The 26,595-nt window shown below is 44.8% G+C and carries 22 protein-coding genes; 10 read left to right on the top strand and 12 right to left on the bottom strand.

Annotation, left to right across the window (positions count from 1 at the left end; translation table 11 throughout):
* Positions 1-16: 16 nt before the first annotated feature.
* The gene (locus PCAR9_RS18155; RefSeq protein ID WP_179984808.1) at positions 17-1,858 is read right to left on the bottom strand and encodes an ABC transporter ATP-binding protein; all 1,842 of its coding nucleotides are present in this window, start codon (positions 1,856-1,858) and stop codon (positions 17-19) included.
* Between the two features lie 226 nt (positions 1,859-2,084).
* Positions 2,085-2,708 carry an RraA family protein gene (locus PCAR9_RS18160; RefSeq protein ID WP_179984809.1) on the bottom strand — a complete coding sequence of 208 codons (624 nt, stop codon included), beginning with the start codon at positions 2,706-2,708 and terminating at the stop codon, positions 2,085-2,087.
* A gap of 250 nt (positions 2,709-2,958) precedes the next feature.
* Here PCAR9_RS18160 and PCAR9_RS18165 point away from each other — a divergent pair, with 250 nt between their 5' ends.
* Positions 2,959-5,025: a M13 family metallopeptidase gene (locus tag PCAR9_RS18165; RefSeq protein ID WP_179984810.1), complete on the top strand. Its 2,067-nt coding sequence runs from the start codon at positions 2,959-2,961 to the stop codon at positions 5,023-5,025.
* 137 nt (positions 5,026-5,162) lie between these two features.
* Here PCAR9_RS18165 and PCAR9_RS18170 read toward each other — a convergent pair whose 3' ends face one another.
* The 4 genes from PCAR9_RS18170 to PCAR9_RS18185 form a co-directional block, all read right to left on the bottom strand.
* The gene (locus PCAR9_RS18170) at positions 5,163-5,561 is read right to left on the bottom strand and encodes an ACT domain-containing protein (RefSeq protein WP_179984811.1); all 399 of its coding nucleotides are present in this window, start codon (positions 5,559-5,561) and stop codon (positions 5,163-5,165) included.
* 48 nt (positions 5,562-5,609) lie between these two features.
* A complete protein-coding gene (dbpA, locus tag PCAR9_RS18175) occupies positions 5,610-6,989 on the bottom strand; it encodes an ATP-dependent RNA helicase DbpA (protein ID WP_179984812.1) in 1,380 nt (459 codons plus the stop codon).
* A 198-nt stretch (positions 6,990-7,187) separates the two neighbouring features.
* Positions 7,188-8,234: a dihydroorotase gene (pyrC, locus tag PCAR9_RS18180; protein ID WP_179984813.1), complete on the bottom strand. Its 1,047-nt coding sequence runs from the start codon at positions 8,232-8,234 to the stop codon at positions 7,188-7,190.
* Positions 8,235-8,332: 98 nt separating this feature from the next.
* A complete protein-coding gene (locus tag PCAR9_RS18185; RefSeq protein WP_179984814.1) occupies positions 8,333-8,875 on the bottom strand; it encodes a lipocalin family protein in 543 nt (180 codons plus the stop codon).
* Positions 8,876-9,167: 292 nt separating this feature from the next.
* On the opposite strand from PCAR9_RS18185, the gene PCAR9_RS18190 reads away from it, so the two are divergent.
* Positions 9,168-10,118, top strand: coding sequence for an aldo/keto reductase (locus tag PCAR9_RS18190; RefSeq protein ID WP_179984815.1), 951 nt, complete (start codon positions 9,168-9,170; stop codon positions 10,116-10,118).
* A gap of 19 nt (positions 10,119-10,137) precedes the next feature.
* Positions 10,138-10,521, top strand: a complete 384-nt coding sequence (gene gloA2 / locus PCAR9_RS18195) for an SMU1112c/YaeR family gloxylase I-like metalloprotein (protein ID WP_179984816.1) — start codon at positions 10,138-10,140, stop codon at positions 10,519-10,521.
* 69 nt (positions 10,522-10,590) lie between these two features.
* Here gloA2 and PCAR9_RS18200 read toward each other — a convergent pair whose 3' ends face one another.
* A complete protein-coding gene (locus tag PCAR9_RS18200) occupies positions 10,591-11,406 on the bottom strand; it encodes a mechanosensitive ion channel family protein (RefSeq protein ID WP_179984817.1) in 816 nt (271 codons plus the stop codon).
* Between the two features lie 140 nt (positions 11,407-11,546).
* Entirely contained in the window at positions 11,547-12,764 is a 1,218-nt protein-coding gene (locus PCAR9_RS18205) for an MFS transporter (RefSeq protein WP_179985273.1), read from the bottom strand.
* Positions 12,765-13,462: 698 nt separating this feature from the next.
* On the opposite strand from PCAR9_RS18205, the gene PCAR9_RS18210 reads away from it, so the two are divergent.
* On the top strand, positions 13,463-13,690 hold the full coding sequence (locus PCAR9_RS18210) for a hypothetical protein (RefSeq protein WP_179984818.1): 228 nt from the start codon (positions 13,463-13,465) through the stop codon (positions 13,688-13,690).
* A 79-nt stretch (positions 13,691-13,769) separates the two neighbouring features.
* On the opposite strand, the gene folE is transcribed toward PCAR9_RS18210, so the two are convergent.
* The gene (folE, locus tag PCAR9_RS18215; RefSeq protein WP_179984819.1) at positions 13,770-14,453 is read right to left on the bottom strand and encodes a GTP cyclohydrolase I FolE; all 684 of its coding nucleotides are present in this window, start codon (positions 14,451-14,453) and stop codon (positions 13,770-13,772) included.
* A 162-nt stretch (positions 14,454-14,615) separates the two neighbouring features.
* On the opposite strand from folE, the gene folM reads away from it, so the two are divergent.
* From folM to PCAR9_RS18230, 3 genes are all read left to right on the top strand, one after another.
* Positions 14,616-15,323: a dihydromonapterin reductase gene (gene folM / locus PCAR9_RS18220; protein ID WP_179984820.1), complete on the top strand. Its 708-nt coding sequence runs from the start codon at positions 14,616-14,618 to the stop codon at positions 15,321-15,323.
* Positions 15,324-15,468: 145 nt separating this feature from the next.
* Entirely contained in the window at positions 15,469-16,533 is a 1,065-nt protein-coding gene (locus PCAR9_RS18225) for an agmatine deiminase family protein (protein WP_179984821.1), read from the top strand.
* Positions 16,520-17,413, top strand: a complete 894-nt coding sequence (locus PCAR9_RS18230) for a carbon-nitrogen hydrolase (RefSeq protein WP_179984822.1) — start codon at positions 16,520-16,522, stop codon at positions 17,411-17,413. The genes PCAR9_RS18225 and PCAR9_RS18230 overlap by 14 nt, the downstream gene beginning before the upstream one ends.
* 40 nt (positions 17,414-17,453) lie before the next feature.
* Here the strand turns inward: PCAR9_RS18230 and PCAR9_RS18235 are convergent, their stop codons facing one another.
* The 3 genes from PCAR9_RS18235 to PCAR9_RS18245 form a co-directional block, all read right to left on the bottom strand.
* On the bottom strand, positions 17,454-18,503 hold the full coding sequence (locus PCAR9_RS18235) for a Gfo/Idh/MocA family protein (RefSeq protein ID WP_179984823.1): 1,050 nt from the start codon (positions 18,501-18,503) through the stop codon (positions 17,454-17,456).
* 178 nt (positions 18,504-18,681) lie between these two features.
* Positions 18,682-19,386 (bottom strand): ligase-associated DNA damage response endonuclease PdeM, encoded by a 705-nt coding sequence (gene pdeM / locus PCAR9_RS18240; RefSeq protein ID WP_179984824.1) that lies wholly within the window; start codon positions 19,384-19,386, stop codon positions 18,682-18,684.
* A gap of 189 nt (positions 19,387-19,575) precedes the next feature.
* Positions 19,576-22,074, bottom strand: a complete 2,499-nt coding sequence (locus PCAR9_RS18245; RefSeq protein WP_179984825.1) for a ligase-associated DNA damage response DEXH box helicase — start codon at positions 22,072-22,074, stop codon at positions 19,576-19,578.
* A 286-nt stretch (positions 22,075-22,360) separates the two neighbouring features.
* Between PCAR9_RS18245 and PCAR9_RS18250 the strand changes: the two genes are divergently transcribed.
* The 3 genes from PCAR9_RS18250 to PCAR9_RS18260 all read left to right on the top strand — a co-directional run bounded on the left by PCAR9_RS18250 (position 22,361) and on the right by PCAR9_RS18260 (position 26,593).
* Complete coding sequence (locus PCAR9_RS18250) at positions 22,361-23,572, top strand: DUF418 domain-containing protein (protein WP_179984826.1); 1,212 nt, start codon at positions 22,361-22,363, stop codon at positions 23,570-23,572.
* 274 nt (positions 23,573-23,846) lie between these two features.
* Positions 23,847-24,863 carry a ligase-associated DNA damage response exonuclease gene (locus tag PCAR9_RS18255; RefSeq protein ID WP_179985274.1) on the top strand — a complete coding sequence of 339 codons (1,017 nt, stop codon included), beginning with the start codon at positions 23,847-23,849 and terminating at the stop codon, positions 24,861-24,863.
* Positions 24,863-26,593: a cisplatin damage response ATP-dependent DNA ligase gene (locus PCAR9_RS18260; RefSeq protein WP_179984827.1), complete on the top strand. Its 1,731-nt coding sequence runs from the start codon at positions 24,863-24,865 to the stop codon at positions 26,591-26,593. Before PCAR9_RS18255 ends, PCAR9_RS18260 begins: the two co-directional genes overlap by 1 nt.
* The last annotated feature ends 2 nt before the right edge of the window (positions 26,594-26,595 follow it).

Raw genomic sequence — 26,595 nt, forward strand, 5'->3', positions numbered from 1 at the left:
CCATTTCACAAGTTTCTTATTCAACACCAATAAATCCGCCGGTTTGGTGAGCCCAAAGCTTCGCATAAATACCATTTTGAGCGATAAGCTCAGCATGTGTGCCCTGCTCTACAATGTTACCTTTATCCAAAACAAGCAACCTGTCCATTTGTGCAATGGTAGATAGGCGATGTGCAATGGCTAGCACGGTTTTACCTTCCATCACCTTATCCAGACAGGCTTGAATGGCCGCTTCAACTTCTGAATCTAGTGCCGATGTGGCTTCGTCTAGTACCAGCACGGGCGCGTCTTTCAGTAACACTCGTGCAATAGCAATTCGCTGGCGCTGACCGCCTGAAAGCTTAACGCCTCGCTCACCTACATGCGCGTCGTAGCCTGTTCTACCGTAACTATCGGTGAGGGTAAGGATAAAATCGTGCGCCTCGGCTTGCTTAGCCGCCTTTACCATATCCTCTTCGGTCGCATCCGTACGCCCGTATAAAATATTGTCGCGTACAGAGCGATGCATCAACGAGGTATCCTGCGTTACCATACTGATTTTAGCTCGTAGGGTTTCCTGCCCCACTTGGGTAATATCTTGCCCATCAATGACAATTCGGCCACTTTGGGTATCGTAAAAGCGCATTAATAGGTTCACTAAAGTTGATTTACCTGCACCAGAGCGCCCCACTAACCCTACTTTTTCACCAGGCTTGATGTCTAAATCTAAATTTTTAAACACATCAATAGGCTTTTCATCGGCCCCAGCATAAGAAAAGTTCACGTTGTCGAAGTTAATCCCGCCGCCATTTACTTTAAGTGCATTAGCCTTAGGTTTATCTTTTACTGCGATTGGCTGCGCTAGTGTATTCATGCCGTCTTGCACAGTACCTAAGTTCTCAAACAAGCCAGATACTTCCCACATTACCCAGTGCGACATACCGTTTAGTCGCAAACACAAACTAATAGCAATGGCAATATCACCGGGGCTCGCAATGTTTTCCATCCATAAATACACAGACAATGCGCCAATGGTAAAGATAAGAATGGCGTTAGCCATTTCCACACAAAATTCCAATACGGTAACCAAACGCATTTGTGGGTAAACCGTTTTAAGAAAACCATCCATGCTTTCTTTTGCATAATCAGCTTCACGGCGACTATGCGAAAACAGCTTCACTGTGGTGATATTGGTGTAACTATCCACAATACGCCCTGTCATTAATGAGCGCGCGTCGGCTTGCTTTTGCGATACTTCTTTCAGTTTAGGCACCAGCACTTTTAAAATACCAATGTACACAAAGAACCATACGATAAGCGGCATGGCTAAGCGCCAGTCAGTGCTGAAAATAAGCACTACCATAGAGATAAAATAAACGCTGATGTACACCAGCAAATCGAGAACCTTGGTCACGGTTTCTCTTACCGATAGTGCAGTCTGCATTACCTTAGTAGCCACACGGCCGGCAAATTCGTCGTGGAAAAAGGTTAAACTTTGCCCAAGTAAGTAGCGGTGTGCCTGCCATCTAATGCGCATGGGGTAATTACCCATCAAGGACTGGCGTGAAAACAGCGAGCGCAACAAAATAAACAATGGAATAAAAACAAGAACCGTTAAACCCATGCCAATAAGCGTGAATTTTTGGTCTTCTAAAAAGGTTTCGCGGCTTTGTTCAGAAAACCAGTCAACCAACTGGCCCAGAAATCCAAACAGCGCTACTTCTAACATGGCCACAATTGCACTTAGCACCGAAACTGTAAGAATGACGCCCCACATGCCTTTGGTGTAGTACTTACAAAATGCAATGATACCTGTTGGCGGTTGAGTAGGCGGTGTATTGGGGAAAGGCTGGGTCAGCTTTTCAAAAAATGAAAACATGTAGAACTCGTTAATTATTCGGTGACAGAGCACGTTTACGTATGCCCAAAATGCTTAGGTCACAATTCTACACGATAACTGAAAGTGTGTTGATCTTTGCGGTACTTTTTTACCGCAAAGCTCACTTAACATTAGTTAATATTTGGCAAAGCCAATTGCTTAATGAAGGGCTTAGTGAAAAGCTTATCAAAAACCAGTCAAAGCATGGCTAATTTTCTGCAAAGCTTTACTCCGCAAAGCCTAATTTAGCGAGTATGCTTTCTACTTTTTCAGCGTGTTCAGCCTGCCACTGTTCTAGCGTCATAGTACCGTCTTTTTGTGCGCGCTTTTGGGCAATGTCATAGGCTGCTACCGCCTCATCCTTAGGAATGACTGCAATGCCCTCCTCGTCCGCCACAATGATGTCTCCCGCGTGAACAGTTACACCAGCACAGGTAATAGGCTCATTTAACGGCGATATGCACTTTTTCGCTCCAGGCTTGGGTATAACGCCTCTGGCAAACACTGGAAACTTGTTGTCACGGGTTTCAGCAATATCTCGGATAACACCATCAATTACGAAGCCTTTAATCCCTCGAGATTGGGCGATTGCGCAGACGTTACCGCCCGCAACGGCAAATTCATCGTCAGCTTCAACCACAATGATATCACCAGGGCTTGCGCGATATATCGCCGCATGCAGCATAAGATGGTCACCCGGCTCACACTTAACGGTGAATGCTGGACCAGCAATACGAGGCATACCGTCCCACAATGGTTTAATCCCGTAATGCATGAACTGCTCTCTTGGCAGGGCGTCTGCGTACTCGCACGGTGATACGCTTTCAAAAGGAGTTTTATGTAAGTCCATTGCCGTTCCTTGAATGTTGTAGTGTGTGAAAAAAACACTATAGCGAAATTAGCCCTACAAGTTGTTACAAGCTGTGTATTTTCACTATAAACACTTTTTCTATCACCGCCGCCATGCTAAAAATTAGTAAAAAGCGTGCACGCAATACGCCACACCATTCTTTCGAAGGGATGCACAGGTTTCGCAACGCACTAAAACAATAAGCAGCAAGTCCAAATGTTGCCCAATAAAATGAAAAGGAAAACTCCACATGTTACGTAGCGTTTTAAGCTTAAGCGTGGCACTGGCCTTAACGGCCTGTAGCCCACAAAATTCATCGACAGAACAGCAAAACCAAAGCGCTGCCACTGAAGAAGCTCAGCAGCAGCTTTCTTCAGGCGTCATTAAAAAGAATATGGATCTGTCTGTAGACCCCGGTGATGACTTCTTCCGCTACGTAAACGGTAAGTGGTTTGATAATTTTGAAATACCAGCTGATAAGTCTAGCTACGGTTCTTTCGTTATTCTTCGTGATGAAGCCCAAGACCACGTAATGGATATTATTAAGTCTTCTGCCGAAGGTGATTTTAAAGCGGGAAGCGACGAACAAAAAGTGGGCGATTTTTACCGTGCCTATATGGATATGGAAACCCGCAACAAGCTTGGCGTAACGCCAATAAAACCTGAGCTATCCAAGATTGAGGCTATTGAAGACTATACCGACCTTGCCGAGTATTTTGCTTATGCTGCTCGCTATGGCTACGGTACCCCATTCAGCCTAACCCAATACCCAGATCTCAAGTCGCCAAAAGAATATCTGATGTACACGTGGCAAGCCGGTCTTGGACTGCCTGAGCGCGAGTACTATTTTAAAGACGACGAAACGTCACAAACCATTCGTGACGCATACGTTAAGCATATTCAAACTATGTTCGAACTTGCGGGTTTCGAAGCACCAAAAGAAAGTGCCGATATGCTTTTCGAGCTTGAGACTAAAATTGCTCAACTACACATGAAGAAAGAGCAAGCCCGTAACTTTGCCGCAAACTATAACAAACTTTCGATTGAAGAACTTAAAGCATTGATGCCTAAGTTTAACTGGGATGCCTATCTTGCTGAAGCTGACATCAGCGACATTCCTTCACTAGGCATTTTGCAAAAAGACTACATGCAAAACATTGATGGCGTTATTGCAGAAACCTCACTGGAAGATTGGAAAACGTTCCTTAAGTGGGGCTTGTTAAATGCTTCAGCCAGTCGCTTAAATGCCGAGCTTGATGAAGCAAACTTCAATTTCTACAGCAAAGTGCTTCGCGGCGTAGAAGAGCAGCAGCCTCAATGGCGTCGTGCAGTAAGCCTTTCAAATGCCCATGTAGGCGAGCTTATCGGTAAGGTTTATGTAAAACAGCATTTCCCGCCTGAAGCGAAAGATCGCATGATGGAAATGGTTAATAACCTGCTGTTAGCTTACAAAGAAAGTATCGAAAACCTTGATTGGATGACAGATGAAACTCGTGCGCAAGCGCTGGACAAACTGTCTAAATTTACCGTCAAAATAGGTTATCCAGATCAGTGGAGAGATTATTCAGCACTAACTGTTAATGCCGGTGACTTATTCGGTAACCTTAAGCGCTCCTCTGACGTGCTATACGAAGAAATGCTGAAGAAACAAGGCGGCCCGGTGTGGACCCACGAATGGGGTATGACACCTCAAACCGTTAACGCATACTACAATCCGCCTCTTAACGAAATTGTATTCCCTGCCGCTATTCTGCAGCCTCCGTTTTTTGATATGAACGCAGAAGACGCGGTGAACTACGGTGGTATTGGCGCAGTAATCGGACACGAAATAGGTCACGGATTCGATGATTCAGGCTCAACCTTTGACGGTGATGGCGTACTAAGAAACTGGTGGACCGATGAAGATCGCAGCGAGTTTGAAGCACGTACTGCAAACCTCATAGAGCAATACAATCAATTCGAAGTGTTACCTGATTTACACGTAAACGGCGAATATACCTTAGGTGAAAACATTGGTGACCTAGGCGGTATTAGTATTGCGCTTAAAGCTTACCACTTGTCTCTTGATGGTGAAAAAGCCCCAGAGCTAGATGGCTTTACTGGCGACCAGCGCGTATTCATCGGTTATGGTCAGGTTTGGGCCAGCAAATACCGCGAAGAAGCGTTGCGCAGTCAAGTACAGACAGACACCCACTCTCCTACTAAATTCCGTACCAACGGCGCCGTGCGCAACGTACCAGAATTCTACGAAGCCTTTAACGTTACCGAAGACGATGCGTTGTATCTGCCGCCAGAAGAACGCGTGAAAATTTGGTAATTCACGTACTTTAAGTAGCACACGTGAGCTACGATAATTAAAGCCCCATGTTTGCTGTGTCAAACATGGGGCTTTTTTTCGTGTTGTGGATACTGGATTAAGCAGTAATTATTTTTGCCAAATAAGCATCGACAGAATTAACCGGATAGCGACGTTAACACGTCTAGCGCTAAATCAACTTTTTCAGCAGGTACAAAAATGTGGTCGTGATAGAAAGCCGCTACCACGTTGGCACTTATTCCGGCTTTACCTAATGCGGTAGACATAGCGGCAGTCATTCCTACCGCCTCTAAACTAGAGTGCACTTCGCAGGTTATACAGCGATAGTAACCTTCAAATTGAAGTCCAGCTTGCTCGGCTTCGGCTGAAGGCAAAATGAGCGTGGTGCCCTCTCGCTCTTGAAACATGCCCTTAGCCGCTGAAATCAATGAACTGGTTAATTTATCTGCCTGCAAAGTGGTGAATACAAAGTCTTCACTACCGGCTACAGGGTTTAAGTTTTTGAGCAACAGGGTTAAATCAGTTTCAGCAGCCACACTAACCTTCCTTTCTTTAAGGTAAATACTTACTTATTAAAGCGCCTGTTAAAGTTTTCGGGCTCTAATACGCTTACCTTTGATCTTACCCTCTCTAAACTGGGTCATGGCTTTTTTGACGCTTCGCGTTTTCACTGCGACAAAACTCATGCTGTTTTGCACTTTGATTTTACCTAAGTCGTCGCCAGGAATGCCTGCATCTTTTGTAAGCGCTCCTACCAAGTCGCCAGGGCGAAGCTTTTCCTTTTTACCGGCACTTAATGAAATACAGGTAAAGTCAGGCTGGGTAATTTTATTTTTATGAAAACGTAAGCTTTGCGCACCTTTTAGCGGAATATCACTTTCTTGCAATACTTCTATCTTTCGTAAAAAGTGTTCTTCTTCCTCGCTTACTAGCGTTATCGCCATACCTTGAGCGCCCGCACGTGCCGTTCTGCCAATGCGGTGAATGTGGGTTTCAGGCTCTTCACTTACTGTGTAGTTAATAACACAGGCAATATCATCGATATCTAATCCACGGGCAGCAACATCAGTAGCCACTAGCACTTGTAGCGCGTCGCTTGAAAACTGCATAAGCACTGAAGTTCTTTGATGCTGTTCCATATCCCCCTGAAGCCCTTTAGCGCTGAAGCCATCTTCTATAAGCTCTTCAACAACTTCATTTACCTGCGTTTTACGGTTACAGAAAACAATGGCGTTTTTAGGCTGATATTCGGTTAATACGGCTTTTAGCGCCTGCGTTCTGGTGTGAGGCAACACGTTATAGCCCAACTGAGTAATTGCCGGCTTGCTCTCTTGCGCTTCTACTTTACAGGTTACCGGGTTATGCAAGTACTGCTTCGCCACACGCTCAATTTGCTCGGTGAAAGTTGCAGAAAAAAGTAATGTTTGCACTTGCGTTGGCGTCTGTCCGAAGATAATGCGTAAATCATCTTCAAAGCCCATATCTAACATCCGGTCGGCTTCATCAAGCACACGCAGCTTTACATTACGTAAATCAATACGGCGCTTTTCCACATGATCCATCACGCGTCCAGGAGTACCTACAATAATGTGAGGACTGTGTTTTAACGATTGAATTTGCGGCCCCATAGGCTGCCCGCCACATAAGGTAGTTACTTTGATATTACCGATATTTTTAGCCGCACTACGGCACTGCTGCGCTACTTGGTCGGCAAGCTCACGGGTTGGGCAAAGCATAATGGCTTGTGTAGTAAAATCGTTAACTTCAATGTGCTGCAAGGCTGGGATCACGAAGCATAAGGTTTTACCGCTACCTGTTTGCGCCTGACCAATCACATCTTTTCCCTGAAGCGCTTCGGGAAGCGACTGCGCCTGGATTGGAGAAAGTTGGTGAATGCCTTGAGAGTCTAGTGCTTTAACGATGGCAGGGTTTATATCTAAATGCTTAACTGTTTCAACGGTCATTAATTTGGGTTCCAAAAGTTAACTACACCATGTTCTATATGATGAGTTACGCCATATTCTTGGTTCATCATGCCACCTTTCGAAGAAAGTGAGATGATGGAAAAGTGTCAGTAAAATCGTTTGAATGGGTCTAGAAGAGCGTTTGTGCCCTTATGGAAACGTTCCACAGGGCACGCGTACAAACCGTATAGAATAAGCTTACGCTTGAAATGCCTTTTCTAATTTCCACTGTAGTGTTTGCCCCGCAAAAAATGGAACCATGTCGGTACCATCAGCTAGGGTTACCTGTTCTGGCACCGTCCACGACTCTTTTACTAACGTCATTGTAGTTGTATTTCTCGGTAAACCATAAAAGTCTGCACCGTAATGGCTAGCAAAACCTTCAAGCTTGTCTATTGCACCTAACTGCTCGAATACTTCTGCATAAAGCTCTATTGCAGACCATGCGCTGTAACAACCTGCACACCCGCAAGCATTCTCTTTTTTATGCTTAGCATGAGGTGCAGAATCAGTACCTAAAAAGAACTTCTTATTGCCACTTGCCACCATATCGCGTAAGGCTTTTTGGTGGGTATTTCGCTTAAGCACCGGCAGGCAATAGTTGTGAGGGCGTACACCACCAACTAGTAAATCGTTGCGATTAAGCAATAAGTGCTGAGGCGTGATAGTTGCGCCCACAAATTCGCTCGCGCTCGCTACGAAACTTGCAGCATCTGCTGTAGTAATGTGTTCAAACACCACTTTCAGCTTAGGAAATGCTTCAACGATGGGACCTAGGTGTGTATCTATGAACACTTTTTCACGGTCAAAAATATCAATGTGATGCTCGGTAACTTCGCCGTGAATTAACAATAACAAACCTTGCTCTTGCATGGCTTGGAATACTGGGTATAAAGCTAGAATACCTTTTACCGCGGCGTCTGAATTAGTCGTCGCTCCTGCGGGATAAAGCTTACATGCGGTTACGCCTGCTTGCTTTGCGTCGACAATATCTTGCGGCGTAGTTTGGTTGGTAAGAAATAAAGTCATCAATGGCTCAAAATTACTGCCTTCAGGTCGAGCTGCCTCAATTCGCCCTTTATATGCCATCGCCATTTCAGCATTAACTACGGGGGGTACTAGGTTCGGCATAACGATTGCGCGCTGGAAACAACGTGCGGTTGCAGGCACTGTTTCAGCTAGCATTTCGTTATCGCGGAAATGAAGGTGCCAATCGTCTGGCGTAGTAATGGTGAGCGTTTGCATGCCTTGTCTCTCTTAGTACTTATTCAAACAGCGAGGAAGTTGCGCGCAATAATAGCACAAATCCGTATTTGCGCGCAGAACAACCTGCTTGATAGTACCTATGATTTCACTTGGCCGTGCTCAACCCAAATAAGCTTACTAGTGTCATACCCAGCCGTTCTTGCTTTTTCTAGCAAACGGGCGCGGACCTCATCTGAAATTGTAGGCGTTCGCGCTAAAATCCAAAGGTAATCTTTATCAGGCCCGGTTATCAGCGCATATTGATAGCCTTCCTTGTCTAACTCCATAATGACATAGCTTGCGTAGAACGGTCCGAAAAAGGATACCTTTAGATGTCCTGTCGTTTCATTTTCAACAAAATAGGCTTTACCTTCGGCTTGGTCCCACTTACCTTCTTCTTTCGAATAGCCGCGATTAATAACTTTCACGCCACCATCTTCGCGCATACTATAGGTTGCTGTGACCTCGCTGAGTCCTTCTTCGAAACTGTGGTCAAAGCGCGCTATTTCATACCACTCCCCTAAATACCTAGGAAGCTCGAAGCCCTCGACAGGCTCTACCTTTTCCGGCACTCCGGTGCAGCCAGCTAACCCAATAAGTAGTGAACTTGCCATTGCCGCTAACAACCATTTTTTCAACATAAAACTCTTTTCCTGTGATGATTTTGTAGTAATGAATACTCGCTACTTCATTAAAACGTCTACCCCAACTATTGTGGTGGTTATTGCTACTTCTTGCTATTAGCTATTTCCACACCAAAAATAATCTGAAGCGCTAACTGTCGTTAGTTAAAATATACTCGCCTAATCAAACTGTTATTATTAACACAGTCGTACTAGAGTAGCGCTTTGTTGATAATAAGAATGAGCTCCAGAGCTTTATTGAGTGCATAAGTACTTTGTTCACTCACACTTTCTAAAGGGAGAAAACTATATGAATGCACACTTTCCACATGCAAGCCGCCTAATTTATGGATGTATGGGCTTAGGTGGTGGTTGGAATAATGACCCCGTCACTAAAGCCGATGTTACCCAAGCAAGATCAATCATCGACGCTGTACTAGACTTAGATATTAACGTTTTTGACCATGCTGATATTTACACATTCGGTAAGGCAGAAACTGCCTTTGGTGAAGCGCTTAAGCAAGCCCCAGAACTTAAAGACAAAATGCTTATTCAATCTAAATGTGCAATACGTTTTGAAGATGATTTAGGACCAAAGCGTTATGATTTCTCGGCAAATCATATACATACTTCTGTTGAAGGCATTCTCTCTCGTTTAGGTATCGAGCAACTTGATATACTGCTGCTACACCGCCCCGACCCGCTTATGGAATTGGAAGAAGTGGCTGGCACCTTATTGCTGCTGCAGCAACAGGGAAAGATTAAACACGTGGGTGTGTCTAATATGCACGGGCACCAAATAAACTACCTTCAATCAGCGCTCTCAACACCTATTGTTGCCAACCAACTTGAAATGAGCCTCGGTTTTAGAGATTGGCTAGAAGACGGCATCACCAGCAATAGTGCGGCTAATCGTAATATGGGTTATGCACCAGGGACTCTTGAGTACTGTATGATGAATAATGTTCAGCTTCAGGCTTGGGGAAGCTTGGCTCAAGGAAAATATACAGGGGCGAAAACCGAGACTAGCGCAGACGTGGCAACCGCGAATTTAGTGGCACAACTTGCAAGCGAATACCAAACAACGCCTGAAGCCATTGTTCTAGCATGGTTAATGCGACACCCTGCCAATATCGCGCCGGTGTTAGGCAGCACTAATATTGAACGAATCAAATCTAGCCAGAAAGCGGTGGACGTTCACCTGTCGCGCGAACACTGGTATAAGTTATTTGAAGCTGCTCGCGGCCAAGAGATGCCGTAAGAATATAAAAGGAATTAGTATGCTAAAAGGCTTTCACCATGTTGCTATTATTTGTAGTGACTATCCACGTTCGAAAACGTTTTACACAGACGTGTTAGGGTTCTCCACCATTGACGAAAATTACCGAGAAGCTAGGGACTCATATAAATGCGACCTTGGTTTACCTGATGGAAGTCAGATTGAATTATTTTCGTTTCCAGGGGCACCGCAAAGGCCGTCGCGTCCGGAAGCGCAAGGGCTTAGACACTTAGCATTTAAAGTAGACAACCTTGATGAAATGATTGATCACTTAACTAACAAACGTGTGGAATGTGAGCCCGTAAGAACCGACGAGTATACGGGAAAGCGCTTTACGTTTTTTCAAGACCCTGACGGGTTACCGCTAGAACTTTACGAACTATAAAAAAATGCCGAATAGCTGAATGGCTGTTCGGCATCTATCTAACGTTAGGTCTATTAAAATAACCCTATCTTAGTCCAGCATTCTGACTTCTCGTTGAGGGAATGGAATATCAATATTGTGCTGTTGGAGCGCGTTAAAAACGGCTTGATTAAGCGCATAGCGCACTTCGAAATGCCTTGTCGCAGGAGCCCAAACCCGAACCCCAAAATTAATACTGCTGTCACCAAAATTATCGACACCAATAGCAGGTGCTTTTTCAGCACTAACACCGTCTACAGATGCAACTGCATGTCGAATTACTTCAATGACGTTATCTACATTGCTGGAGTAAGCCACGCCAATCTCGAGTTCTATAAGCATGTTTTCAGCAGAGTTATGCAAGATCTCTCCAACAATGAGCTTATTGGGAATTTGTATGTGCACGTTATCTTCATCAATAAGAATGGTATAAGGCAGCATAACCTGATCAACAACGCCAGCAACACCACGAACCCGAATAGTATCTCCTACTACAAACGGACGGGTAATGATTATAGTAAAACCTGCGGCATAGTTTGCCAGCATGCCCTGAATAGCAAGACCAGCACCTAAGCCAACAGCACCGAGTGCCGCAATTAAAGGAGTAACGCTTATCCCCACGTTACCAAGGGCGATGATGATAACTATTCCAAGCACCACCAGTTTACATATACCACCGGTAAACCGGCTTAGCGTAACGTCGATTTTTTTATTTACCATGAGGTTTTCAACCACATGGCCTATCTTATTGGCCACCCACCAACCAAGTAGAAATATGATAATGGCACCTACAATTTGGAAGCTGTAGGTCACGGCAAACTCTACGAGCGTGTCGTAAAGCGCTTGGGCTTGTTTTAATTCATCCATGGGACGTTAATAAGGAGTAATGAGTAAAGGAGTGATGTGAAGCTTAAACAACAACGCTATGAAAAACCAGTGCCGAACATAAGTCCGGCAGCTTTCAGTTGACTGATACTACGAGCGGTGAGACTCGCGGCTCGTTTCACTTAGCTAGCGTATTCACTTGCTTCAATTTCAGCTAAACGCTGTTTAGTGGGGTTTTTAATAAAGTTGTACACCAGGCCAATGAATAGCACGGCAGCAAAGCCAGTGGCGACCATGAAGCCGTATTTTGCATCGCCTCCGTTAGCGTCACTTACAAGCCCCATAATGAAAGGGCCAGCCGCTGCGCCAGCAGCAGTAAAGAACAATATAACCCCTGCCACGCTGCCGTGCTGGTGTTTAGGGAAGCAGCTTATTCCCTTCGAATTAAACGTAGGGTAAATAACCGACATGAAAATACCCGTAAGTGGAAACAAGTAAAGCGCGACTTGCTTTCCACCGCATAGTCCTAAGCCAAAACACAATACAATAGCGCCTGTGAACAACATCAGAACTAGGGCCCAGTTAAAGCGAGACATCATCCAAATTCCGATAAAGCGCCCAGCGGCCCGAAGAATAAAAAAGGCAGTTACCGAATAGATAGCCAGAGTTTGAGAAAAGCCTTCGCTGTAACAGTTATATGTGGCTTTAAGAGTAGTAGCGTCGCACACTAAGTAACTCGGCATCCACACATAAATGGCGCTTTCTGCAGCAACATACAAAAAAGCTCCAATAGAAAAGCCTAAGGCATACGGGTTTTTGATCAAACTTAAACTTTGCGCAACGGAAACGTTATTTTCCCCAGAAGAAGTGTCGCGGGAATACGTTGGATATTTAACCAACAGCGCGCCAACAATAAGAAGGGTACATACACCACCCGCGATGACATATAGCCACTGCCACGCTACCCCTTGGTGAATTAAATACGCCACAATTAAAGGACCAATTATTGCGCCCACCCCAAAGAACGCCTCTGCACCGTTCATCGTTGCTGTGTGTTGTTTTGTAGATGTTGAAATATCACCGATAAGTGCAAGCGCACCCGTTTTGAAAATACCAACGGCGACTCCTGACAAGCTCATCAAGCTTACAATCAGGATAAAGTCATTGGCAATAAGGAAGCTGTAACAAGCTATCCCAAATAACCCTAAACCAATGATAATGGTTGGCTTACGACCTAACTTATCAGCCAAAAAACCTAACAATAATCCAGATAACGCGATACCCAGCATAGGCAAAGAATGCATTAAACTCGCTTGCGCATTAGTCACAGAGAACGCTACTTTTACTTCTTTAATTATTTCGCCAACTGAATCTGATGTCATCGCAAACATCATAAACATAAGGTAGGTTAACCACCTGATAATTCTACTACTTGGGTCTCGGCTCGGCATAATCTGTCTCATAACAACGGCATGAAGGTGCTTTACGTACACATACACTTTACAAAATCATGTGAGTGATGGCAGACAAAAGTCGTTGGAAGCACCCACTTGTTTTATAAATCTAATCAATAACAAAAGCGAGTTAATAAGTTTGATAGCAAAGACAGTATTGCACTTAGCATCAAACTTACGTTAAATTCAAAAAGCTTAATCGATTAAGATAAAAGTTAACAGAATTTAAAAAGCATGTAAACCTCTGATGCTCGCCCCTTCCGGCAGCTAAAGCTGTTAGTCAACTCACCTAATTTTTCGTACGTTGTGACTCCCGCGACCGGTGAGTTACCGCCAAGAAAATTAATTAGCTTTATTACCAAGGACTTATTAAATAACCCCGAATTACACAGGCAGTAAAAGAATTACAGACTATACTTTAGTCGTGGATAGAGGTTATCCAAAATCTTTGTGGGATAATCCCGCAAAGTGGCCATTCAGCTTATTTACAGGCTAGTTAACGCGAAAGTAGTCCTTAACCGATGTGTGTGGTTTGTATCTTGCAAACTTTAGTTTTTTCTCTTTCCAAAGTTAGTACACCGAGGCAATACAAATTACTTTTTCACACACTGGATTTCGACTTACATCATATGGATATGTAAAACATGGTAACGGATAAAACAATGCAAAGTGTTAAAGCATTGGAATATATGTGCCCTTATTGCGGCGCAATTAATGATTTTCAACTAAACGCTTCTCGAGACATGTACCTCGAACAACATGAGTCTTGTGGCTGTTGTAACAAAGTACTCAGTCTTATTCCCGCCAATGGTATTGGTGACCGAATTAATCTTATTGTGGACGCCTTAGATAGCGAACACATTTTCAAGTAAAAATCGACGTCAAATATCTACGAAAAAGCCGCTTCAAAAAGCGGCTTCTTGATTTGCCCGTGAAAGTTTCCCAACTTACTTAACGGAAAAACTCTCGTTTCAATTCGCTGTCTGTTAAGAAACGGCCACCTAACGCTGACGTCTTCGTGTAGGAATTAGTATCTCGAATTCCTCTCGCTTTTACGCAATAGTGCGTAGCGTTGATACTTACAGCAACATCTTCTGTATTCGTTAATGTTTGCAGTGCAACTAACACCTGCTGCGTTAGACGCTCTTGTACCTGAGGGCGTTGAGCAAAGAAGCTTACAAGACGGTTTATTTTCGAAAGACCAATTACTGTATCTTTAGGTATGTACGATACCGTGGCTGTGCCATCAATGGTTACAAAGTGATGTTCGCAAGTACTTGTTAAGCTAATATCAGATACCTGAACAGGCTGATCTATCTGCATTTTATTTTCAATAGCAGTAATTTTAGGGAACTTGTGATAATCCAAGCCTCCGAAAATCTCATTGACATACATTTTGGCAATACGGGTAGGTGTATCGCATAAGCTGTCATCAGTAAGGTCAAGTCCAAGCGTGTCCATTACGTCACGCATCGCACTTTCAATTCGTTTGCGCTTTTGTTCGTCAGAAAGACCATTAGCCACCATAGGTGTTTCTAATCCCTTGGCTTCTAATGCTTCACGTACACGTTGTGCCGGCTCTGATATAGAGGGGTCTAGTGCATCACGCACAATTACCGCTTCTTTTGCTAACATTGTTTTATCCGTTGTTACTGCTTTTTTTGAACTAATACGCCTTTCAAATCGTAAAAGTTCGGTTATACGACAACATGACTTTTATTTAATGTTGTTGCTACTTCACGTGCGTTTAGCACGGAATAATAAAACTGTTACCTCTTAGAAAAGAAGGACACTATCTTGAACTCACCTGTACTGATAACAGGCGCCAGCCAACGATTGGGCTTGGCGATGGCCGAAAGTTTACTTGCAAAAGGACATCGCGTTGTTGTGACTTATCGAACGCATCGCTCGAGTATTGCGATGCTTAAGGATAAAGGCGCAACAGTTTTACAGGCGGATTTTAGCACTGAGGCGGCTATTGATCGAGCAATTGATGAGATTAAGGCAATCAGTAAAACCTATCGAGGGATCATTCACAACGCATCAGATTGGGCCCAAGAGAAAGATAATGGTGATAAGCAAGACTTAATGGAACGCATGATGATGATTCATGCAGTCGCTCCCTATCGCATTAATATAGCGTTAGAAGAAGCGCTGTGCGGTTGTGAAGAACAAGCTGACATCATTCACATGACTGATTATGTGCAAGACACCGGCAGTGAAAAGCATATGGCTTACGCGGCGAGTAAAGCTGCGTTGCACAATCTCACCTTGTCTTTTGCAAAAAAGCTAGCTCCAAAGGTGAAAGTGAATAGCATTGCACCGGCTCTACTTATGTTTAATGAAGATGATGACGAAGCTTATAAACAAAAAGCAGTGAAAAAGTCGCTACTCGAAATAGTACCGGGTGCCCAAGAGGCCGTGAAAGCCATGAACTATTTATTTGACAGCGACTACGTGACAGGCCAAACACTACACCTTAATGGTGGGCGGCATTTAAAGTGAAATTATAGCCTTTAAGCTAGGCTTACGTTTTAGGTGGTTTAAATTAATCGTGACCGCCAATTAATTTCATCACCATTAGCCTTGGTCTGGTGCTACTGCATGGCTATAATCCACCCCCTATTTTAAAGCGACTTGGAATTTTACTATGCTCAGCAACCGTATTATGGCGCCTGAATGGCACGACATTGATGCTGTAATGTTGGCATGGCCACATGCACAAACCGATTGGGCTCCATGGTTGGAAGAAGCAAGAGCGACCTACCTGAATGTGATTGCAGCAGTGAATCGCAATAATGCGGGTGTCATTTTATTATGCGCGCCAAGTGACGTTGACGATCTTAAGCCCCGTTTACCCGAAAATGCACAAGTGCTTATCGTTGCCGCCTCCTTCAATGATACCTGGATGCGCGACTACAGCTTTATCACGTGTAAAGACAGTGAAGGTAACGGCTCGCCCGTAGAATTTCGTTTCAACGGTTGGGGTAACAAATTCAACGCTTCAGAAGATAACCTTGTCAATCAACGTTACCTCGCCGCCATGTGCAACTCTGCGCTTCGCAGTAGCCCTATTGTGGCAGAAGGCGGTGCGTTAGAAATCGACGAGAACGGCCACTTATTAAGCACTGCACAATGTTTACTAAACCCTGAGCGAAATGGCGACATGTCGCTCAGTGTTTACGAAGATACTTTTAAAGATATGCTGGGTTGCAGCAAGGTTACTATATTGCAGCATGGTCATTTAGAAGGCGATGACACCGACGGTCATATTGATACTCTAGTGCGCTTTACCCCAAATAAAGGCTTAGTAATTCAGGCGTGTAACAACCGCCCTAACGACAGTCACTTCGAAGGGTTGAAAGCGTTATGCGACGAATGCGCCCTTGAATTGCCAGAGCATGAACAATTTCATCTACCGTTACCTAATATCGTTAATGATGAAGGGGATCGCTTGCCGGCATCGTATGCCAATTACTTGATTTGTAATAATGCGATTTTATTGCCTGTGTATGGTGAAGAAGAAGATGCTGAAGCCATTGAGATGGTGCAAAAAGCACATCCCAATCATATTGTTGAACCAATTGATTGTAGTGTACTCGTAAGACAATACGGCAGCTTGCATTGTATTTCTATGCAAGTACCCACAAATACGTTAAAAGACTCAATTATCACCACCTTAAAGAAAGGAGTGTCATTACATGCGCCCAGCTAAGCTAAAAGTTGGTCTGGTACAACAGGCCGTTGCCGACAATGACAAAGCAACGAACTGGAACAAAAGTGCCGAGCAAGTTGCCAAGTTAGCGGCTGAAGGTTGCGAGTGTATTTTGCTTCAAGAGCTGCACAGCACCCTGTATTTTTGCCAGCAAGAAGATACTGACGCCTTTGATTTGGCTGAACCAATACCAGGTCCAGCAACGGACTTTTTTGGTGAACTCGCTGAAAAACACAACATTGTGTTAGTTACGTCCTTGTTTGAAAAACGCGGTTCTGGTTTGTATCACAACACCGCCGTAGTGTTCGACCGCAGTAAAGAAATTGCGGGCAAATATCGCAAAATGCATATTCCTGACGACCCGGGTTTTTACGAGAAGTTTTACTTCACGCCGGGCGATATGGGCTTCACGCCTATTGAAACCAGCGTAGGTAAACTTGGCGTATTGGTATGTTGGGATCAATGGTACCCAGAAGCGGCACGTCTAATGGCAATGGCAGGTGCAGACTTGTTGTTCTACCCTACTGCTATTGGCTGGGACTTAACGGATACTGAAGAAGAGCGTACCCGTCAGCACGGCGCATGGGAAACAATCCAGCGTTCTCATGCTGTGGCTAACTCAGTACCGGTAATCGTTGCGAACCGCACTGGCTTTGAAGCGTCACCTGTTGAGGGCGACCCAGGCATTCAGTTCTGGGGGCAAAGCTTTGTTGCAGGCCCGCAGGGCGAGATTTTGGCAAAAGCCGAAGCTGAAGGTGAAACCACGCTATCAGTTGAGCTTGATATGGAACGTACCGAGCAGGTTAAGCGCATTTGGCCTTACTTCCGTGACCGTCGCATAGACGCCTACGACGAACTAACCAAACGCTGGCGCGACTAATCCAAATAAAAGGGGCAGAGTCAGAACTCTGCCCCCTTTATTACACGAGTTCCTTTTCACCACCGTTTTTCGCTGAGCGATAAATAGCGTTTAGTAGCGCAATCGACCTACGCCCTTCAAATCCATCCACTAGCGGCTTGGTGCCGTTATCAAGGGCATTTAATACATCTTCGAAGTTTCTTTGATGCCAAACGAAATCGATGGCCGATGGATCAGCTGCACCTGCTCCCGCTTCATTTTCAGAAAGCCCATACTTGCATCTAATCTCTTCGTCTTCTTCGCTTTCTTCAGCAAACTCCCAGACTCGAAATTTATCATCGCTCATAAAAACTGAGCCCTGAGAGCCGGTAATTTGTATTTCTGCCGGATGACCGCTTTTAGACCAGCAAGCTGTTGAGCCTTGAATAACGCCTAACGCACCATTTTTAAACTCTAGCATCGCAATTCCAACATCTTCCACCTCTATACCATCATGGGCCACCAGCCTAGTTTCTGCTCTCACATATTTTACATCCCCCATTACATAAAGGAGTAAATCTATAGTATGAATTGACTGGTTCATCAACGCGCCACCGCCATCAAGCTTCCATGTACCACGCCATGCGCCGCTTTCATAATACTCTTGGGTTCGCCACCATTTAATATAGGCATCTGCCATGGCAATGTTGCCGAAGCGCCCAGCATTTATAGCCTGCTTAAGTAACTGTGAAGAGGCGTTAAACCGACGAGGAAAAATACCCGCTAGCATCACCTTGTTTTCAGCACACACCGCAATCATTTCATCTACTCTTTCAGCAGTAACCTCCAGCGGTTTTTCACAAATGATGTGCTTACCCGCTTTAGCGGCGGCAGATATTGGCTCTAAATGAAAGCCTGATGGCGTGCATATAGTGATGATGTCAATTTCAGGAGACGTTATAAACGACATATAGTCGTCGAAAGGTGTACAGCTATGTTTTTTAGAGAACGCATTCGCCTTATCAATTGAACGTGAATAAATCCCTGTTAATTCTGCATTGGGAATAGCGTGGATGGCCTGAGCATGAAAATCCGCAATCATGCCTGCGCCGACAATTCCGAATCGATACATTTTCCTGTTCCTTTTTTGTTCAGTTGAAAAAGTATATGGGAACTCAGCGCGCTAAACTAGGCTTAAAATTATGGGGGCAGAGTACATTTAAAAAGCGACATTGCTTTAAATAAATGTACTCTGACCCCATTTCGATTCTTCTGAAGGGGAAATGTACTCTGACCCCATTTTTGGTGTGCTATATTTTGAAGATAATGCCTTCACAGAGCATGAAAACCTGACGGGTCGGCTTGGGAAGAAGCGTTAGCATTACGTCTTCGTCTATGTCTAACCCGCCGGTGAACTGCCCGAAGGCGGGCATTACAAATAAGTTTTTGTTGTTAGTAAAGCATTTGCCAGAGTAACGACGTCGTGTAATGGTGGTGCGCTTTTTAGGGTGATAGTGACCGATAACCTGAGCACGAGTTTCGCTCATTTCTGGTTCATGTCTGAACACCATATTATCTAGCACTACTTCAAAACAGGGCGTTCCAGGAATGCCTTCCGGCAGGTCTGGGTCATGGTTACCTTCTACCCACATCCACTCTTTCACTTTATCAACAAGCCTACATAGGTGCTGACGGTCTTCAATAGTCATACGAGACATGCTGTGTTTATCGTGAAAACTGTCCCCCAAGCTTATTACTCGTAAAGGTTGGTAATCATCAATAATACTTTCCAGGCGTTTGAGTGTGGCGGTGGAATCTAAGCTGGGTAAGGGATTCGCATAACTGCGTAAATAACTGCCTTTTTCTAGGTGAAGATCAGAAACAATCAGCCAGTCGCATGCGGGTAAATACGCCACGCCACGTGCGTCTAATAACCACAGATAGTCTGCATATTTCGTAATAGTAATGTGGCGCTGACTAACTTTTTCAGTTAGCCACGCGTCGGTTATTGCCAAATTATCCTCTTTATTTTTCGTTTGTGAGTTTTTATTACCAGGGCAAAGCTGCACATTTATTTAGCGAAATACTATTTAGCTTTCCTGTCCAACGTACTTACCGCCAATGTTTGTTAAGTAAAGCATCAGGCGTGAGGTACATCGTTAATATGGGGAAAGCGAAGTTTGAATATTCTGCTTAGTCCCACCCTATTCAACGCCAGTCCCTGAGAGTAACGTACGAACTTCGTCTAACATGGTTTCAGCTTCGGCGTATAAATTAGCTTGCTCAATAATGGCTTGCGCACCAGCGCCTTTTACTTGCTCACTGCGGACATCAAGTACAATAGGAATGGCCATAGGAGACGGTTTTTCAAGGTTCACTAATATCGCTGAATCTACGTAGCGAATGAGTAAGTTCGCGAGTCGCCGTAAGTCGAGGAGCTCGCGCTCAGCATCAGCACGCGCTACTTTAAGTAATATATGGTCGCGGTCGTGCTCTCGCAACGTATCGTAAATGAGGTCGGTAGAAAACGTTACTTGCTTCATGGTTTTTTGACTGGCGTGATAACGCTGCTCTGTCAACCCGCTAACCACCGCTACTTGCCTGAAGGAACGCTTTAGCATTGGCGCCTGTAACATCCAATCTTCTAACTCGTCGCCTAGAATATCCGGCTGAAACAGCTGCTGTAACTGCCCTTGGGTGATGGCCTCCACTGATGCTACCGACAAACCATAATCAGTCACGCTGAAGCTTAAAGGCTTAATGCCCATTTTTTCCATTCGCCGCGTTAACAACATACCTAAAGTTTGGTTCGCTTTGCGCCCGTCGAAGGTGTAGTACAAGGTATAGTGCGCCTGTCTAAATGGAAACTGCTCCACCAGCACCTTTTCAGGGCTAGGTAGCTGAGAGAACGCCTGCTGAAGCTTCAGCCACTCTTGAACCTGTGCCGGCAGTGCCTTCCAGGATTTTTGATTAGCCAAGATTGCCCGTACCCCTTCTGCTAGATAGGTAGATAGCGGCATTTGGCCACCTGCGTAGCTTGGTATTTTAGGCTCTTTGGCTTTTGCCGGCTTGGCATGAAGCTGCATGTCGCGGATTGCTTCAAAGCGAAGTACTTCTCCGCCGAAATAAAAGGTATCTCCAGGCGTTAACTGCTGAGCGAAGTATTCTTCTACCTCGCCAATGATCTTGCCCTGATTCCCTCTTCTAATGCGCTTTACTTTAAGTCGTCCTGCCTCAACAATTGTGCCTATGTTTTGTCTGTGTCGTTGAATAACCCGACGATTTGCTGGCGAGTACGTGCCGTCATCATTTCTGGTCAGGCGCTGATACCGTTCATAGGCATTTAGTGCACTGCCTCCGTCTTGGGTGAAGCGCCACAGTTTATCGAAATCGTCTCTATCTAACCCTTGATAAGGCGTTGCAGTAAGTATCTCTTGATACAAGGCACCCGGGCTATCAGCATTGCTACATAAACAGTTCAAGATAAACTGCGGAATGATATCTAGCGCGCCTGGCTGAGGGCTTTCGCCATCAAGTTCACCTTTTTCAATGGCCGTAGTGGCCGCTTGGCATTCCAGCGCTTCAAAACGGTTTGCTGGTACAAGTAACGCTTCGCTAGGCTCATCTAACCTGTGGTTCGCTCGCCCTATCCTTTGCAGCAGCCTGCTTACGCCTTTAGGCGCCCCCACTTGTATAACCTTATCTACATCACCCCAATCGATACCTAACTCTAACGCAGAAGTACATACAATTGCTCTTAGCATACCGCTTGCCATCATAGCTTCGGTTTTTCGCCTTTGCTCTTTGCTCAAACTGCCGTGATAAAGCGCTATGGGAAGCGCAGCCTTGTTTGCTTCCCACAACATTTGAAATAGAAGTTCGGACTGAGCGCGGGTATTTACAAAAACTAGTGTAGTCTGCGCATTTTCTATGGCCTCATAGATATCATCAATGGCGTACCGGGCCATAAAGCCGCCAAAAGGCATGCGTGCTTTTGAGTGCAGCATTTCAACTTTTGGCTTCTCACCCGCTTTTACTTTAATGATATTAGCAACACTGTCACTGCCCGCTAGCCACGCACCCAAAGTTTCGGGAAACGCTACGGTCGCTGACAGGCCTATGCGTTTGCAGCGTGGTGAAAGCACGCTTAATCGCGCTAGGGCGAGTGATAAAAAGTCGCCGCGCTTATTTGCCATTAAGCTGTGGGTTTCATCGATGATCACCCGTTTTAGCTTGCCGAAAAGCTTATCGGCATCGGCGTAACTTAACATCAGCATAAGAGATTCGGGGGTAGTAAGGAGGATATTAGGCGGCTTTTTACGCTGTCGCTGACGCTTATGAGAAGGCGTATCACCAGTACGCGTTTCAGCAGTGATAGGCAACGACATTTCTTCAATAGGCTGTAACAGGTTGCGATGAATATCTTGGGTTAACGCTTTAAGTGGTGAAATATATAAGGTATGTAAACCATTAAACCCACTCTGATTACCCTTGTTTTCAGCTGGCGCATTACTTTCATTGAGTTCACTAAGCTCTACCAAACTCGGCAGAAAACCTGACAAGGTTTTACCCGCCCCTGTCGGTGCTATCAGTAACGTACAGTCATGTTTATCTTTTTCCACCAACATGGTCTGTTGATAATCACGCAGTTGCCAGCCTTTTTGCTTAAACCACTTAGCGAAAGCGGAGGGAAGTAATGTCATTCATGGTATCTGTTATGCCTTTTTCGCTTTATACGCCAATTCTTTAGTTAAGTTTACATACGCCAACACCTTACTCTCTGCCTTTGTAATAACCATCAAAGCTCGGCACCAAAGCTAAGCGCAATATAACTTGCTTGAAAAAATAAGTATCTCCTGTACTTTTTATTTATTAGTGGATTAAAGTTATTAGCAATCGTTAATATTCGGATACACTTTAAGCATCGACACTTCGAATACGATTACACTACACTCGTAAAACTACAAAATATGATTACAGGGAACGTAAATGCGAATTCAATCCATAGATGCCATTAGAGGTTTAGCAATCCTTGGCATATTGTTTTTAAACATTGCATATCATCAAAATTTTCACACCGGCTACGCGTTTTTTGAAGAATCACTTTTGTCAGATGAGATTATCTCGACACTTAGCGCGCTTTTCTTAGATGGAAGATTTCGCACCTTATTTTGCCTGTTGTTTGGAGCAGGTTTAGCTATTCAATTCGACGCTTGCCAAAAGCGAAGGCACAACTTTTTAGACTTTGCTAAATCTCGGCTTAAATGGTTATTTTTATTTGGGTTAATACATGGCGTGTTTATATTTGGCGGCGACATACTGCTTTATTACAGTCTTTGCGCCTACTTTGTACTAAAGCACTTAACGTTAGACCAAGAAGCGCTTCGCGCGAAAAGCGTTAAATACCTTATTGTGGGCAGTATCATTATGCTTGTTTTTGGCATAGTACTTACGCTTGGATACGACTACGGTGGCGCACCGCCCCTTAGGTCTAGTGAGGCCTACGCCGAAGAGGTTACGGAATGGCAAAGTAGTTATTTGTTCCAAATAGGAGTTCAAGCTGCTTTTGTTCTTGCTACCGTTATTGCAGCCCCTTTTTCCATGCTGTGGCAGTCGATGGGGCTTATGATGTTTGGCGCCTACCTTTATAGAAGTGGTTTCTTTAGCGTTGGGTTTTCATCTACTGTATTTATAAAAGTGGCTATCATTGCCATAGCCACCTCTGTTGTTACTGTTATTCCTCAATTAATGTTTGAGCAGGTAACCTCAGATGTCATTCCTATGTTTACCAGTATCCCCGCTATTTTCTGTGCTTTTGCCTACGCTCATCTGTTAATCAAAGTGAAAAATACAACCACCTGGTGGTATCAGTCACTTATTAACTGCGGCAAGGTGGCGTTTACTCTCTATCTAACACAGTCTATTGTTTTGGCTGTACTGTTTCGTGTGATTATGCCCGCTTACTACCCCGAATTTGCCTATACCGTTACGCTGCTCGATTTGATGTTAATTACCCTTGCGCTTACAGCAATTCAAATTTTGCTGGCGAATTTTATTACTAAGCACTTTGAGCAGGGGCCATTTGAAGCGGCATGGAGAACACTGTATCTGCGCAGCTTTTACAAGAAGCAACAAAGCAAGCAAGATGATGGTTTGGTAGAAGAGCAAGAGTTGGCGACAGAGGCTAATAAAACCTCATAGCTAACATCCGTACTAAAAGAAGTTATATAAATCCAATTCAACTAAAAGGACCAGGTAAAGCCTGGTCCTATAGCGTATTGGCGTAACTAGCTAGAATCTTACAGTGCCTAGCAAAGTAGCAGAGCCTAATTGGTTTTCGTCAGTATCGTAGCCTAACCCAAATTCGATAGATGAATGCGGGTTAAACCAGTAGTGAATGCCTAATTCAAGTGGTCGATTACCGGGGTTAAATACGTAGTAACAAGCATTCTCTGATTTGGCGGGACTACAAGAAGTGCATCCATCAACGTGGTTAAAAGCTGACGATACTGGCCTTTATTGCGAGCCGGGTGAGTTTTACATCGACCCAATGAATGAAGTCGCCACCGCGCTTGTCACACACGGTCACGCAGACCATGCACGGGCAGGTCATAACAGTGTGTACGCAAGTTCAGAAACACTGGCAATTATGCAAACCCGCTACGGTGAAGATATGGCTATTCATCAGCACACTGTAGCTATGGGTGAAAGTATTACTTTTAACGATGTAAAAGCCACGTTTTACCCTGCTGGCCATATTCTTGGCTCTACACAAATTCTTATCGAATATGCAGGCTACCGCGTTGTAGTTTCCGGTGATTATAAGCGCCGTCACGATCCTACTTGCCCGCCCTTTAAAGTTGTCCCTTGCGATGTATTGATTACCGAAGCCACCTTCGGGCTTCCTGTCTTTAAGCACCCGCCTATTGAACATGAAATTGAAAAACTTCTTCACTCATTACGCGTGTTTCCCGAGCGGTGCCACTTATTAGGTGCTTATGCATTGGGTAAATGTCAACGGGTTATATTAGCGCTGCGAGAAGCAGGCTACACCAAACCAATTTACTTACATGGTGCGCAGCTAAAACTGTGTGACCTATACAAGCAATTAGGAATAGACTTAGGTGAGTTGATTCCAGTGTCTGAGGTGGCAGATAAAAAGATCTTAGCCGGTGAAATAGTCATTGCGCCCCCTTCGGCACTTGCCGACAGGTGGTCGCGAAGTTTGCCTAACGTAAGGCCTGTTGTGGCATCTGGCTGGATGCAAATTCGCGCTCGCGCTAAGCAAAAAAATGCCGAGCTACCGCTTATTATCTCTGATCATTGCGACTGGCCTGAATTGCTGCAAACCATTGAAGAAGTCAATCCGAAAGAAGTGTGGGTGACTCACGGCAGAGAAGATGCGCTGATGTATCAGGCTGAAAAAATGGGGTTTAAAGCCAGAGCGCTATCTCTAGTCGGTTATGATGAAGAAGAGCAAGGAGGCGATTAGTGGAAGCATTCAGTCACTTACTTGAGCAGCTTTATTTCACGTCTGGAAACAAAGCCAAAGCGCAGCTTATAGCTAACTACATAGCCAATACACCAGACCCTGACCGAGGCTGGGCAATTGCTGCTATGGCAGGTACATTGCGATTCGACTTTTTTAAGCGCAATACGGTAAAAAAACTCATTACTGAACATACCGACCCTGAGCTTTTTGCCATGAGCTATGATTATGTGGGTGAGGTTAGTGAAACTGTGGCTCACTTATGGCCTTATAGTGAGCCAACAAATTCGCTACCCACGCTTACCGAAGTGGTAGAAACGTTCGCTTCGGTTAGTAAGCAGAAAGTTTCTGAGACGCTAGCCCATTACCTAACAATAATGACACCTGCTCAACGCTGGGCGCTACTAAAGTTGGGCACACGGGGGTTACGAATAGGCGTGTCGGCGCGCTCTATAAAACAAATATTGGCCGACTATGGCAATAAAGACATTAAAGAAGTTGAGACACTTTGGCATGCGGTTACTCCGCCTTATGTCGATATGCTTGGTTGGCTAGAAGGAAAAGCTGACAAACCTGATATTGAAAATGCCGTTACCTTTCATCCAGTAATGCTTTCTCACCCCATTGAAGATAGCGATATCAACGCTTTCACCAAGAACACTTGGCAAATTGAGAACAAGTACGACGGCATTCGCGTGCAGCTTGTTGTTAAGTCAAATAACCCTGTAGGTGATAAGATTCAGAACGGTAGTAAGGCCGATGGCGATAAGCCCGAAAAAGCCCTTTTTTCACGTACTGGCGATGATATTAGCCACTCATTTCCCGATCTGCTTGAATCTGTAAGCGGCAATATGGTGCTAGATGGAGAACTGCTGGTTATTCATAATGCAGAACATGGCCTACATCAATCTGAAGAATCGATTGCCCAAAGTGCGGCTAGCCAACGCACCAGTAGTGATAAAAGCGGTAAACAGGCTTCATCCGCCACGCAGCCAGACGTGGATACCTTTAATGCCCTTCAGCAGCGCCTTAATAAAAAGAAACCGAGTAAAGCATTACAGTCTTCCTCCCCCGTTGGACTAATCGTTTATGATGCTTTAGTGCTTGATGGTGAAGATCTAACCGATAAGACACTAAAAGCAAGGCGCCACGCCCTCGAAGAATGGTTTAGCAAAACGAATAACAGCCGCTTGTTTCTTTCTGAAACACTTAATGCCACTTCCCCTGAAACTTTGCGCCAACTTCACATCCAAGTATGCCAAAATCGTGCGGTAGAAGGGCTGATGATAAAGCGCTTAGATAGTAAATACGTCCCCGGCAGACCCAAAGGCCAATGGTTTAAATGGAAGCGCGACCCGCTAGTTGTTGATGCGGTAATGATGTATGCACAGCGAGGGCACGGCAAGCGTTCCAGCTTTTACTCTGACTACACGTTCGGCGCTTGGGAAGACAGTCAGCTTCTGCCTATCGGAAAAGCCTATTCCGGGTTCACCGATGAAGAACTTAAAAAACTAGATAACTGGGTAAGGCGCAATGCCGTAGGACGGTTTGGCCCGGTGAGAGAAGTGAAAAAAGAGTTAGTGCTGGAGGTGGCTTTCGACGCTGTACACCCTTCGACACGGCACAAATCAGGAGTCGCGCTGCGCTTTCCCCGTATACATAGAATCCGCTGGGATAAACCCGCCAGTGAAGCTGATACCTTAGCGAACGTCAAAGCGCTGATAGAAGGCTGAGC

The organism is Alteromonas macleodii, assembly GCF_903772925.1.
GTDB classification, from domain to species: domain Bacteria; phylum Pseudomonadota; class Gammaproteobacteria; order Enterobacterales; family Alteromonadaceae; genus Alteromonas; species Alteromonas macleodii_A.